We start from the raw sequence: 13,930 nt of genomic DNA on the forward strand, positions 1-13,930 counted from the left end.
ACGGAATTCAATCAGCATTACCTAAGACAGCAGCTGAAAAAACAACCCTAGCTGGAGCTATTAGTGTTGTGTTAGCTTCGTTGGCTGGATTAGTATTCTGGAATCGGCGTAAGTAAAAGATAATTATATATTAGTAACGCTACAAGTCTATAACTATACAAAAAGGCAAGTGCTAACGTACTTGTCTTTTGTTTTGTGTTCATTTATTTTATGAGAGAAGATTTGAGTAACAAAAAGGGGAATATTTTTTAAACAGTGTATTTATTATTTTTTTAAATTTTTCAAAAACATCACTAGTGGTAGAATAATATTTTCTGGTTTTGGGAAATGGGTGAAAGGTTCTTGTTCGTTTGAAACGAATTTAAAATGTGTCGAAATGGCGTGAGTTGGCTTTTTAATCGCTGCTATTGGGGATCATGTAACGTTATATCGCACAGCTTTAAAATGATCGGATAGGAACTACTAAAATATTCATCAAACATCTTTGAAATTGTTAAAAATATTTTCTCCTAAAATGACATAATATATTCAATCAACGAACCTATTTCGGCAATAAATTTTAATAGTTATCGGCTTTTTTAATGGGTTAATTACTATATATTTGTACACATTTTTAACTTAAAGTTATGCATAAAAGGCGCGTTTGTTATTATAAGGAACTTTATAATAATATATGTAATTGAGGGCACGCATCAGCCTGACACGATGGCAAGCTGCATTTAAAGTCTGTATTTACGCCTTTACACAATTCTAAGAGAAGTGCGGAAATGATACAAAATATTAAGAGGTTAGTGGTTTGTTAGGCTGATTTTGCGCTGGCTTTCTTAATTATTATTACTTCCGGGGGTAAGTTGGTGATTCAATGACCAAAATTTTACGGAAATAAAAAATAGCCTTTAAAATGATGTATAAAAAATTCATGAGTATTTTTAGGATAGTGGTGTAATCAAAATGAGAAATAATTTATTTTAATTGAGTCCGAATTGATGTTTTTTTGGATAAATACTGGAGAATAAGCATAATAATTGTTAAATTTTTAATTTAAATCAGCCATTGAATCGTTTAGAACGTCTTATATTGAGATATTTAAAGAAAAATTGTCCGATATCCTGACATGTTTGTAAAAAAATCTTGTATCTATAAGGGAATGCTGTTAAAATTAAAATATTATTAGATTTTTTACATAAAGGTGTAAGAGGAAAGATCAGGAGTTTATGGGTACAGAAGAAACAGAAGAAAAGAAATTTTTTGGTCAACCAATTGGACTCGCTACTCTATTTATGACGGAGATGTGGGAACGCTTTTCATACTATGGAATGCGGGCTATCTTGTTGTATTATATGTGGCATTTAATTGCAACCGGCGATTTAAATATTACGCGTGCGGTTGCAGCTTCAATTATGGCAATTTATGCATCGATGGTTTATCTATCAGGAGCGGTAGGCGGATACATTGCTGATCGAATGATAGGTTCACGTAAAGCGGTCTTCTTAGGTGGAGTCTTTATTATGGTTGGGCACATGGTCTTAGCCTTACCATTTGGAGCCTCAGCGTTATTTGGTTCGATTGCCTTGATTATTATTGGAACCGGACTGTTAAAGCCAAATGTTTCTTCAATGGTTGGTTCACTTTATACACCAACCGATCGACGCCGGGACGCCGGATTTTCGATTTTCGTTTTCGGAATTAATTTAGGTTCATTTATTGCCCCATTATTGGTTGGTTGGACTCAAGAAAGTTTTGGTTTCCACGCTGCTTTTGGTTTGGCAGCGATTGGAATGTTCTTTGGATTAATCCAGTATTATTTTGGTGGTAAAAAAGATTTGCCAACGGATGGACTCTATCCGACTGACCCTCTGCAACCAGAAGAAGTTAAACCATTGATTTTAAAAGTAATTTTAGCTTTGGTTGTTTTCACCCTAGTTGTGATATTGATGAATTTGATGGGTTGGAATTCGATTGCTGACTTCATTAATTTGTTAACAGTAATTGCGGTTGCTGTCCCGGTCATGTACTTCGGACAAATGCTAACATCGTCCAAAGTTACTAAGCAAGAGCGTTCACGTGTCTTAGCTTATCTACCTTTGTTCTTAGGGGCTGTGCTATTTTGGGCTTTGGAAGAACAAGGTTCCGTTGTTTTGGCTACCTTTGCGCAAAACCGGACGATGCATACATGGTTCCCAGCTTCTTGGTTCCAGTCATTGAATCCATTCTTTATTATGTTGTATACGCCGTTCTTTGCTTCTTTGTGGAACCACTGGAAGAAGAATTCGCCTTCTGCTCCTATGAAATTTTCGGTTGGATTACTCTTTGCGGGAGCTTCATTCCTGCTCTTAGCCATTCCTGGAACGCTCTATGGAACAGAAGGCCGGGTCTCACCACTTTGGTTGCTTGGTTCATGGGCTTTGATTATCATTGGAGAAATGTTAATTTCTCCCGTTGGTTTGTCAGTAACGACTAAGTTGGCACCTAAGGCCTATACAGCCCAGATGATGTCACTATGGTTCTTATCTTCAGCCGTGGGATCAGCTTTGAATGCACAATTCGTTGGAATGTATAGTCCAAAGACAGAGGTACAATACTTCTTTACCTTTGGAATTGTCACAGTTGCTTTGGGAATTTTGATGTTATTTATGGTTAAAACCGTGGTTCGTTTGATGGACGGGGTTGAATAAGTTTGAACATAAAATTAACCAGGTCGCAATACGACTTGGTTTTTTAGATTGAATGACGTTTCAAGTTACAAATTAGACACCTATTCGGTAGACTTTGATTAGATATGATAAAATAGTATTATTAATTAAGAAAGTGAGACATGCAAAATGCAAGATAATATGCAGCTAAAGCGGTCTGCGTGGCAGCGAGTAAAATTAAACTGGTCGTTAGTTTTTAAATTGGCATGGCCTTTAATTGCTTGGCAGTTTTTAAGTGCGTGGTTTTCATATGGGAGTGGTCTTAAAGATCAACAAACGTTTACGTTGGCCAACTTAATGTATATGTTCAGTGAGAGCCTTTGGTCTGGATTGGTTGAAGCCGTCTTGGTTGGAGTCATTAGTCTGGGAACTGTCTATGCTCTAATTGAGTGGGTGCGAACAGAAGAAGCCCCTGAACATCCGGAGAAACAAGGTTTTAAGTATTTTAAGCGCCAAACCGTCAGGGATGCGGTGGTCTTAATGGGGCTCCGCTTCCTATATACCATTTTATGGGGCATTTTGTTGTTCATTCCTGGTGTGATTAAGGCGATCGCATATTCACAGGCAGAGTTCTTGTATGCAGATGATGTTAAACAAGGGAAAACGATTGATTCAATGGGTGAATATTTGAGCCGTTCACAAGCTTTGATGGCTGGACACAAAGTTCAATATTTTTGGTTACAAGTTCAATTTATTCCTTGGTGGATTTTAGCGGTTGTGACCTTTGGTATAGCATCATTTTGGATCTTGCCATATTATGAAACGGTCATGGCGGAATTCTATTTGAGTTTACGTAATGAACAATAGCTTGGCTTGGTCGAATTTAAAAATTCATTGATGAAAAAATTCAACATTAATTTTCAAGCGATTAAAGACCCTGCAGTGAAAGCTGGAGGGTCTTTAATTTTTCAGACGCGTATACAATGTTAATAAATTCGGTTATACTTAATAATCAAGAGCCAATGGGCAAATTAAAAAGAGGTAAAGTGCATATGGAACAAAGTTCAGCCGCAAAGCATCGCTACATTACTGGACTCGATGGACTCCGAGCGATTGCGGTCGTCGGCGTAATTCTTTTTCATCTGTGGCCTCAAAAAATGGTTGGTGGCTGGTTAGGAGTCCCATTATTTTTTGTGATCTCAGGATATTTGATTACAGATTTACTGATACAAGAATATGATCAAACGCAGACAATTAATTTGCACAGTTTTTGGTGGCGTAGAATTAAGCGGTTATATCCAGCATTGCTGGGGATGCTTTTGCTTGTCACAACAATGATTGGGTTGTTTACGCGTGATTTTCTATATAATTTACGTGGCATCATCGCCACGAATTTAACATATGTGTTTAATTTTTGGGAAATGGGTCATGGACATTCATATTTTAATCAATGGAATAATCCTTCGCCGTTCACCCATCTTTGGTCATTATCAATTGAAGGCCAATTTTATTTAGTCTGGCCCTTAATTGTTTGGTGGGTATTAAAACAGGAGTGGAATCGCGCTAAAATTGCTGGTAGTTTGGTCGGTGCATCGGTTATTTCAGCAGTTTTAATGCTTACTTTATATAATATGGTTGGTCTTAACCGGACCTATTACGGAACGGATACACGGCTATTTTCCATTTTATTAGGAACGGCTTTGGCTTTTGTTTGGCCCTCACTGCATCTGCGTGAGCAAATTAAGCCCAGGGTGCGACGCATCTTAAACTTGACAGGGTGGGGAGCCATGTTGTTGATGTTAGTGGCATTTTTGATGATGGATGGTCAATTAGCTTGGCCTTATGACGGGGGGATGTACCTAGTTAGTTTGGTGATGACCATTTTAGTAGCAGTTACCGTTCATCCAGCTTCACAATTTAGTCAATTATTAAACGGCCGCGTCTGGAATTATTTAGGAACGCGCTCGTACAGTATTTATCTATATCAATTACCGGTTTTTGTTCTGTATGATCAATTAGTGCATCGGCCGGTGAATCTTTTTGATGGCTTTTTGAAAATCGCGTGGGTTTTGCTGTTAGCTGAAGTGAGCTACCGTTATATCGAAGAAGTCTTTCGGCGTAAAGCGAACTTCACACATCAAATGGTTGGACGAACCCGTTTGGTTTACCAAATTATTGCTGGGACATTAAGTTTGGGAATGTTGTTTGCGTTAGTTCAAACTAATGCAGGTAAAGCGCAACCAAAGACGGATTTAGAGCAACGTTTAACCACAAACGCGCACAAAATTCAAAAGGCCAATCATCAGGCGCAGGCGGAAGTTGCAACGACTGATCAATTAACAGATGATGATCGTGCTACAATGGATCAGTTTGCGGTGAATGAGCAACAGTACCAGCAGCTGAAAACATTGAAAGTGACGGCGGTGGGAGATTCAGTTTTGTTGAATACGGCACCGAATTTACAAGAATTAGTTCCGCATATGCAAGTTGATGCTAAGGTTGGTCGTAGCGTGGCAGATATAGTGTCAATCGTGCAACAAACGCGCCACAAAGATCAAATGGCCGGTGATTTATTGATTGCGGCCGGAACCAATGGAAATATATCTGAAAAACAAGTTCAAATGGTGATGCAGGCTGCGGGCCCTAAGGTACAGGTTTATTGGGTGAATGATTTTGCTAATCGGAGTTGGATTGCGGGTAATAATTTACTTTTGAACCAAATGAACAAAAAATATGATAATTTGCATATTATTAATTGGCAACATCAGGCGCAACAACATCCAGAATGGTTGGGTAAAGATGGCGTGCATCCCAACCCAGTTGGGTCGGTTGAATACACAAAATTAATCTTACGTTCCGTTTTAAAAACGGGTAAAGATTAAGTGATATATGAGTAGATTTAAATAGGTTAGCCTCTTTTCACTAAAGAAGGGCTAGGCTATTTTTTTATGGACGAGGTTGTTAAATTAAGTGACATTCGATATAATTAACTGGTTAATTAACCAGTAAAGGAGTTTGATGATGACAGATATGACCAAAACGACAGCTTATCTAATCAATGAAAGTTTGGATCGCTTATGTCAAAAGGCGGAGCAACAACGCGAATTTTTGTTGAGCCCGAGTCAGGATAATCTGACGACGACGCAAGGGCACATTCTAATGTTGCTAGCTGAACAGCCAATGCAAACTAATGCCCAATTAGCGGACGGGTTAAACCTTAGTCGTGCAGCGGTTACTAAAGCAATCAAGGGTTTACAACGCGATGACGATAATGGTTGCTATTTAGAGACTGTGATGGATCAGCATGATGGACGGGTAGTACGTTTTCAGTTAACAGAGCAAGGCCAATTACATGCACAGGCCCATTTACAGCAACATCAGGCGACTTTACAAATTTATCAAGAATTATTAAAAGATTATTCTGAGCCAGAGCAACAGGTAATTAAAAGTTTCATGGAGCAATTGATGATGAAATTGGAGGCTTAGGATTGAAACAGCATAAAAATATTAATGGTTGGCTCGGCTTAATCGTGGTGGCCAGCTTGGTAGGCTTAATTTTACATCAAGCCGTATTGGTGCGGCCGGTTGGTTTTCAAAAGAGCACAGTTGATTCACCTAAGAAGTTCAAGATTGTTAGTAGTCTATCGGTATATGGTGAGATGGCGCAAGCGGTTGTTGGAAAATATGGGGAGGTCGTTAATATTGTGGGACCTCATAATGGTGATCCCCATGATTTTGAACCCACTTTGCAGACAGCCAAAACATATGCGCAAGCTGATTTAATGATTAGTAATGGGGGCGGTTATGATGAATGGGCGTATAACTTAAGCGCCGCGCATGCAAAAACACCACAAATTGAGGTTAGTCGTTTGGTTAACTATCAGGAAGGTGATAATGAACATTTCTGGTATCGGCCGCAAATTGCGCAAGTAGTCACGGCTGCATTGGTACAACAATTAAGTCGTCAAGACGGTCAACACCAAGCTTATTATCAACGGCGAGCGCAAAATTATTTAGCGACCCTGGCGCCCCTGCAACAGATACGTGATGACATTAAGCCTCAACTGGAAGGGAAAATGATTCTGACAACTGAGCCAGTTTATGACAATGCCTTTTACGGTTGGTCGGTTCATATCGGTGATCAGAAATTTGCGCAGGCAGTGGAGGCCGGCAATGATCCTAGTCCGCAAGCAATTGAACAGTGGCATCGAGCCCTTAAAAAAAGGCAAGTTAGCTTGGTCGTAGAAAATACGCAAACGACTAATCGGATTACGCAACAGGCCGTGAAAAAAGCACATCAAGCCGGTGTGCCGGTGGTTGCAGTGACAGAGGCTCAGCCAGCAGGGAAAAATTATTACCAGTGGCAAATGGATATTTTACAATCAATTAAAACGGGGTTGGAAGCGTGATAATATTAAAAGGAACAAATATTGGAATTCAAGCCAATGGGCGTTGGTTATATCAAGCCGTGAATTTTCAGTTGGAACAACAACATATTTTGGCTTTGTTAGGAGAAAATGGAGTTGGTAAAACAACCCTAATTCAAACTATGATGGGCGAGCGGACGTTAGATCAAGGCAGTTTAACCTGGGAACAAGCGGGTTTGCAAATTGCTTATGTACCACAATATCGCAATGATGTGAATCAATTTCCTTTAACAATTACCGAGTATGTCAAGTTGAATTTTGACACCGGTTGGCAGCCGTGGTTAACCCAAGGGGAACAGGCATGGCTAAAGCAAGTTTTGGCAGCCACGGCGCTAACTGAATTAGCGCATCAACGGATTGACCAAGCCTCTGGTGGCGAACGACAAAGAGCATATTTAGCCCAAGCCTTAGTGAAGAAGCCTGATGTTTTAATTTTAGATGAGGCGACAGCAAATTTAGATGCCGCCGCTAAATTTCAATTCATGGATGTGTTACAACAATATCAAAAAAAACATACTTTAAGCATTATTATGGTTAGCCATGATGCTGAAATTGTTGATCGCTATGCTGATGATTATCTCTTAATTCAACACCATCAGGGCCGTTTTGGACATTATCAACATCAAACGCAACATCCTTTACTGGCGGAGGTGGAAAATGTTTAGTTATTCGTTTATGCAGCAGGCGTGGCTAGTCGGAACCTTAATTGCGATTGTCGCAGCTAGTATGGGGGTTTTTGTGGTGGCGAAGCAGATGGCCTTTTTTGGGCACGTTTTAAGTGAAATTGGGTTTGCCGGCGCAGCGTTTGGTTTATTTATGGGTTGGTCGCCTTTGTGGGGGATGTTGTTCTTTACGTTAGCTTCTGCGTTAGGTATCGGTCAATTAAATCAAATTGAGCAGCAAAAAGAAGCATCGATTTCCGCGGTGAGCGCGGTCGCTATCGGACTAGGAGTTGCCTTTTTAGCATTGTCTGGTAAAAGTTCGAGTGCCGCTACAGGAATATTATTTGGATCAATTTTTAGTTTAAGTTGGTCAAATGTCTGGCAGGTGGTGCTCCTGGCAGGCATCGTTTTATTCATCTTATTGGGCTTATATCGACCATTACGGCATTTGGCCTTTGATGCGCAGACGGCAAAATACAATGTAAAACATGTCGTTTTATTAGAAAGTATTTTTTTAATGTTAATGGCAACCACGGTAGCGGTTTCCGCTCAAGTTGTAGGTTCATTATTAATTTTTATTTTGTTGATTTTACCAGCTTCAGCAGCCCTGCAATGGGGGCGAACGGTGGTGTCAATGCTATGCTGGGCAATCCTTTTTGCGCTGTTGGGCGTATGGGGTGGGTTACTTTTAGCATATTGGAGCAATCTGCCAGTTAGCTTCTTCATCGCCTTAATTGAGGCCGGGATTTACTTTGTTAGTCTACAGGTCAAGGCAGCAAGTTTTTAGAAAAAGCACGCAAGACCGGTGGTTTCTGTTAGAATGGATAAAGCGCGTTTTAATTAGATGAGAAATTCAAGCCAGTAATTAGGCGGATAAATTAAAGTAAAAAAGGAGTTATGAATGTTAACAGTAACAGATCTTTCGATTGCCTTTAATGGTAAAAAATTATATGACAATGTCAATTTAAAATTCACCCCAGGAAATACCTATGGCGTGATTGGAGCTAACGGGGCTGGAAAGTCAACGTTCCTAAAAATTTTGGAAGGTAAATTAGCGCAAACCACTGGAATCGTTAAGATGGGCCAAAATGAACGGATGTCATCATTGGTGCAAGATCACTTCGCCTTTGATGAATATACTGTCATTGACACAGTTATGCGTGGTTATACGGAATTATATGATGTTAAACAAGCGATGGATGAAATTTATGCACATGATCCATTTACGGATGAAGATGGAATCAAAGTGGGTGAATTATCAGCACGTTTTGAAGAAATGAATGGTTGGACCGCTGAAACAGATGCCATCCAACTTTTGCAAAGTATTGGAATTCCTGAAGAATTGAATTATGCTTTAATGGCTGATCTTCCTGAAAGTACCAAAGTTAAAGTCTTGCTAGCACAGGCTTTGTTTGGTAATCCGGATATTTTGATTTTGGACGAACCTACCAACGGACTTGATACCAAGACGATTGCTTGGTTGGAAGACTTTTTGGCTGATTATCAAAATATTGTGATCGTGGTTTCCCACGATCGACACTTCTTAAATGCGGTTTCAACAATGATTTTGGACGTTGATTACGGAAAAATTAAGCTCTTTGTGGGAAATTATGATTTCTGGAAGGAATCATCCGAATTAGCGGCACGTTTACAAGCGAATGCTAATGCTAAAAAGGAAGATCAGATTAAAGAGTTACAAGATTTTATCGCTCGTTTCTCAGCCAATGCTTCTAAATCTAAGCAGGCCACCTCACGTAAAAAGCAATTGGACAAAATTACGCTTGATGATATTCAACCTTCGTCACGAAAGTATCCATATATTCACTTTGATATTACCCGTGAAATTGGAAATGATTTATTACGAGTTGAAAATCTTTCTAAATCTGTTGATGGTGTGAAGTTATTGGATAATATTACTTTTACTTTGAATCCTGATGATAAGACCTTGATTGTTGCAGAAAACGACATTGCTGCTACAGCTTTGCTGGATATTTTAGCTGGACGGATGGAGCCGGATTCTGGAACAGTTACTTGGGGTGTTACCACAACGCGTGATTATTTAGCGAAGGATATGGGCGCTAATTTTGCCAAGGCGGATATGCCAATTCTGGACTTCTTGCGCGACTATGCATCGAAGGAAGAAAATGATAATACATTCTTGCGTGGTTTATTAGGACGGATGTTGTTTAGAGGTGAAGACGCCGAGAAGACCCTAGATGTTCTTTCTGGGGGTGAGAAAGTTCGTGTCATGTTATCAAAGTTGATGCTGACAAAAGCGAATGTTTTGGTTTTGGATGATCCTACTAACCATCTGGATTTGGAGTCAATTACTTCATTGAATGATGGATTAGTAGATTATGAAGGATCTTTGATCTTTACTTCGCACGACCATACTTTCGCTCAAACAATCGCAAACCATGTGGTTGCTGTATCAAATCGTGGATCAATTGACCGCGCTGATATGAAATATGATGAGTTCTTAAATCATCCTGAAGTGCAAAAGCAATTGGACGAATTGGGAATTGTGTTATAATTTGAAAAATATAAAATGAAATGTTTAAATTATGCGCAAAGATTGTAATTAAACATTCATTTTTAAAATCTGATTGAATAAATATATCGAATAAATTTGTAATAGTAAGCCGGTTTGATGAAAATTAAACCGGCTTTTTTGCGTTAATTTTAATTGTGAAGAAAAAGATATCCTTGTCAGAACGTGAGTTAGTATATTATTATTAGAAAATAATTAAATTAATAAATTTAAAATTAAAAGGAGGGTTGAGGGTGATTGATTCGTTAAACCAATAAATAATGATATATAAGTATTAAAAATAATATTAATTATGATAGATAGAATCAAGATGAAGGGGATGACAGACAAGGATAAGGAGTTGAATATGGTTTATAAAAAAGTGGGAGTTTACTTACAGCTATTGGGATTATTATGCGGGTTTATAATGTATCCTTTCATTGGATTAGTTCATGCGGATATTAATAATAATCAACCGCGCCGAGTTGCGGTGCGCTGGCCTAAGGTGGTGGTGGAACAAAATGGGCAGCAAATTTTACCCAATGTTCCGTATCAAGGGACGGGGAATCAATTAGATGTTGCTTATGATTGGAATATAAATGATGCGCAGGTTATCGAAAAAGGTGATTACTTTGTGCTCGAAAAAATTCCACCAGAATTTAAAGTCGCTAGCCCGTTAGGATTTAAAACGCAGGTTTTGGATAATGCTGGACAGGTGATTGCAGAAGGAACCTATTTCAGTCATCAGAACCAAATCAAGTTTAATTTTATTCGAACGCTTGACGCTCATAACCTGCGGGGAAAAATTAAATTACATTTTGAAATGAGCTATTCTAAAGATGGACAAGCCCATTTTAATTTAGGTGGTGAAGATTATGTGGTTAATGATTCAAGCTGGGGACAAGAACCTGTTAGTCAACCGGGGAAATTGTCACGCTACAAGTCTTTGGAAAAGAGTGGACGGTATGATTTTAATGAAATTACAAATGAATTAATTTATTCATGGCGCTTGTACTTAAACCATACTAAGCTACCGGCTGGGCATTATTTAATTCATGATACATTGCCGGAAAATATGGTGTTTGACCAAAAGAATTTTACAGTTCAAGCCGGTAAATGGAATGTTAAAGAAGATGGAAATGGTAATTTGTATAATAGTGGATTTTCAGTGGAAAGAAGTCTTACAGATCAACGCGTTCGAGTACAGCAATTAAATGGGCGTCATTTAGTGATTGCGGTTGATATTCCAGCGGATAACCAGATGGATTATATACTTTCCTATAAAACCGCAATTCCTGTTGATGATCCTAATTTTGCGAAATTTTATGTAGGTGACCAGGTCGTTGTCCAAAATGTGGCGCGTTTGGAAAATGAGCGAGGTCAAGTTTTGGGCGCAGATGTCATGAAAATTGCTTTTATTGCGCGTGGTTCTGGGATTGGTGATTTTAATGAAAATGGTAGTTTGTTAGTGAAGAAAGTGGACGGGGCGAGCCAAGTTGGCTTAAGCGGGGCAATTTTTAATTTATACGATGACCAAAAACGCTTGGTTAAAGCTAATGTAGTCACAGACCAACAGGGTATTTTGCAAATTAAAAGTTTATTGCCAGGAAACTACGTCTTAGTAGAACAGGAAGCACCGGTTGGATATCAGCTGGATACCAAACATTGGTCTATTCAAATTAGGGCGGGTCAGCCGACTGAATTAACGGTCCCTAATCAAAAAATTAGCGCCAAAGTTAGTCAAAATGGGCAAATTATTTGGCATGATCAAGATAATTTTAATAAAAAACGACCTGAATTGATGACGGTTGAGCTCTATCAAAATAATCAATTTTATGAAAAACAAACCGTTTCAGCCAAGCAAGGTTGGAAATATAATTTTAGTGATTTACCTCAAGTGGATATGACAGGCCAACCGTATCGATATACAGTAAAAGTGGTAGGGTTCCGCCATTATGAAACTAAAACTGTAAGGCATAATATTGAAAATACTTTGGTCGGATTAACTTCGCGTACAGGTAATAAAATCTGGCGTGATGATGAAAATCATGAAGGCCAACGCCCAGCTGAGGTCGTAGTTGAACTTTATCGAAATAATCAAAAAATTGCGCAACAAGCACTTACAAAACAAGTCCAATGGCATTATGCTTTTAAAAAATTACCAAAATATGACGAATATGGGAAAAAATATGATTATCAGGTAAAGGAAGTCCCTGTGAAAAATTACCACTCAGAGAAAAAAGGTAATGATATTATCAATACTTTGACGGGTACGTTGAATTTACAGGGAACGAAAAAATGGAACGATAATCAAGATCATGCGGGGTTGCGCCCCAAACAAGTGGTCTTTGAGTTATTAAGAGATGATGTGGTGGTGCAAAAGGCGCAAGCATCAGCCCAAACCGGGTGGAGCTACGTTTTTAAAAATTTGCCGAAGTATGATCCACAAGGGCGGCGTTATCACTATCAGGTGAAGGAACAACCCGTGAAACATTATCAAGTCCAACAAAAAGGCGCCAACTTTATTAATACCTTAGTCGGACAAGTTGATGTCCAAGGTATGAAAAAGTGGTTCGATCAAAATGATATGTATAAATTACGCCCCCAAGTCGTTACCATTAATTTGCATCAAAATGGGCATAAAATAGCTGAGACGAAAACTTCAGCCCAGGATGATTGGCGTTATCACTTTAAAGCGCTTCCTAAATATGATCAAAAGGGGAAGCCATTTAACTATACTATTAGTGAACACCCCGTCGCTAATTATCAAACAACCATTGTCGGTTACAATGTAACGAATACTTTAGCAGGGTTGACGCAGATTACGGGGACCAAGACCTGGGATGACTTAAATGATGTTCAGGGGTTACGTCCGTCTGAAATACAGATTGATTTACATCAAAATGACCATTTAATGGCAACGGCAGTGGTAACTAAAGATCAGGAATGGCGTTATCATTTTGATCAATTAGCTAAGTACGATGCGCAAGGTAAATTGTTTAATTATACTGTTTCAGAACGGACAATTCCTTACTATCAAAGTATTCAGGAAGGTTATAATTTTATTAATCGATTAAACGTAGCTGAAACACAGACTAAGGTTGATGGTAAGAAAAAATGGTTAGATGATGAGAATCATGAAAATCTGCGGCCAGATCAAATTACGGTTGATTTATATCGGAATCAAGTTAAAGTCGCTACGCAAATGGTGAATGCTCAGAGTAATTGGCAGTATCATTTTGAAGGTTTACCTAAATACTGGCAAGGACAGTTGGCAACGTATAAGATTCAAGAAGTTGGTTTACCTCATTATCAAATGACGCGTGAGGGCTTTAATTTGACGAACAAGCTTGTTGGAACGATTGATTTACATGGTGAAATTTTGTGGAAAGATGGCGATGATAGTGAACGACCTAAGCAGGTGACCATAAAACTTATGCGAAATGGTGAGGTCTGGAAAGAGCTAAATATTACACCTAAGTTGGACTGGAAGTATATTTTTAATAATTTACCAAAATATGATGAAAATGGGCGACGTTATATATATACAGTAGATCAAAAAAATGTACCAAATTATAAAAAAAGGGTAGACAAAACGAACTTCATCAATACACTTATTAAAAGTGAGCCAAGTGAGCCAAGTGAGCCAAGTGAGCCAAGTGAGCCAAGTGAGCCAAG

At 38.7% G+C, this 13,930-nt stretch carries 10 protein-coding genes; all 10 read left to right on the top strand.

Features of this window, described 5'->3' with window-relative positions; all coding sequences use genetic code 11:
* Positions 1-5 precede the first annotated feature (5 nt).
* Positions 6-116 carry an LPXTG cell wall anchor domain-containing protein gene (locus IV73_RS06830; protein ID WP_420806366.1) on the top strand — a complete coding sequence of 37 codons (111 nt, stop codon included), beginning with the start codon at positions 6-8 and terminating at the stop codon, positions 114-116.
* Positions 117-1,214: 1,098 nt separating this feature from the next.
* Entirely contained in the window at positions 1,215-2,675 is a 1,461-nt protein-coding gene (locus IV73_RS06370) for a peptide MFS transporter (RefSeq protein ID WP_057756524.1), read from the top strand.
* 147 nt (positions 2,676-2,822) lie between these two features.
* Positions 2,823-3,500 (top strand): DUF975 family protein, encoded by a 678-nt coding sequence (locus tag IV73_RS06375; RefSeq protein ID WP_083485571.1) that lies wholly within the window; start codon positions 2,823-2,825, stop codon positions 3,498-3,500.
* 185 nt (positions 3,501-3,685) lie between these two features.
* A complete protein-coding gene (locus tag IV73_RS06380; RefSeq protein WP_057756526.1) occupies positions 3,686-5,515 on the top strand; it encodes an acyltransferase family protein in 1,830 nt (609 codons plus the stop codon).
* Positions 5,516-5,654: 139 nt separating this feature from the next.
* Positions 5,655-6,119, top strand: a complete 465-nt coding sequence (locus tag IV73_RS06385; protein ID WP_057756529.1) for a MarR family winged helix-turn-helix transcriptional regulator — start codon at positions 5,655-5,657, stop codon at positions 6,117-6,119.
* A gap of 2 nt (positions 6,120-6,121) precedes the next feature.
* Positions 6,122-7,042, top strand: a complete 921-nt coding sequence (locus tag IV73_RS06390) for a metal ABC transporter solute-binding protein, Zn/Mn family (protein WP_057756532.1) — start codon at positions 6,122-6,124, stop codon at positions 7,040-7,042.
* Positions 7,039-7,725, top strand: coding sequence for a metal ABC transporter ATP-binding protein (locus IV73_RS06395; protein ID WP_057756536.1), 687 nt, complete (start codon positions 7,039-7,041; stop codon positions 7,723-7,725). Before IV73_RS06390 ends, IV73_RS06395 begins: the two co-directional genes overlap by 4 nt.
* Positions 7,718-8,509, top strand: coding sequence for a metal ABC transporter permease (locus IV73_RS06400; protein WP_057756539.1), 792 nt, complete (start codon positions 7,718-7,720; stop codon positions 8,507-8,509). Before IV73_RS06395 ends, IV73_RS06400 begins: the two co-directional genes overlap by 8 nt.
* A 114-nt stretch (positions 8,510-8,623) precedes the next feature.
* Positions 8,624-10,255: an ABC-F family ATP-binding cassette domain-containing protein gene (locus tag IV73_RS06405; RefSeq protein ID WP_057756542.1), complete on the top strand. Its 1,632-nt coding sequence runs from the start codon at positions 8,624-8,626 to the stop codon at positions 10,253-10,255.
* Positions 10,256-10,619: 364 nt separating this feature from the next.
* Positions 10,620-13,930, top strand: a 3,311-nt coding sequence (locus IV73_RS06410; protein ID WP_057756545.1) for a Cna B-type domain-containing protein, incomplete at its 3' end; no start/stop codon positions are given.

The organism is Weissella kandleri, from assembly GCF_001438705.1.
Lineage (GTDB): Bacteria > Bacillota > Bacilli > Lactobacillales > Lactobacillaceae > Weissella > Weissella kandleri.

Excerpts from the sequence above, each read along its gene's own strand:
- IV73_RS06370 (WP_057756524.1), top strand. The coding sequence starts at position 1,215 with ATGGGTACAGAAGAAACAGAAGAAAAGAAATTTTTTGGTCAACCAATT.
- IV73_RS06375 (WP_083485571.1), top strand. The coding sequence starts at position 2,823 with ATGCAAGATAATATGCAGCTAAAGCGGTCTGCGTGGCAGCGAGTAAAA.
- IV73_RS06380 (WP_057756526.1), top strand. The coding sequence starts at position 3,686 with ATGGAACAAAGTTCAGCCGCAAAGCATCGCTACATTACTGGACTCGAT.
- IV73_RS06385 (WP_057756529.1), top strand. The coding sequence starts at position 5,655 with ATGACAGATATGACCAAAACGACAGCTTATCTAATCAATGAAAGTTTG.
- IV73_RS06400 (WP_057756539.1), top strand. The coding sequence starts at position 7,718 with ATGTTTAGTTATTCGTTTATGCAGCAGGCGTGGCTAGTCGGAACCTTA.
- IV73_RS06405 (WP_057756542.1), top strand. The coding sequence starts at position 8,624 with ATGTTAACAGTAACAGATCTTTCGATTGCCTTTAATGGTAAAAAATTA.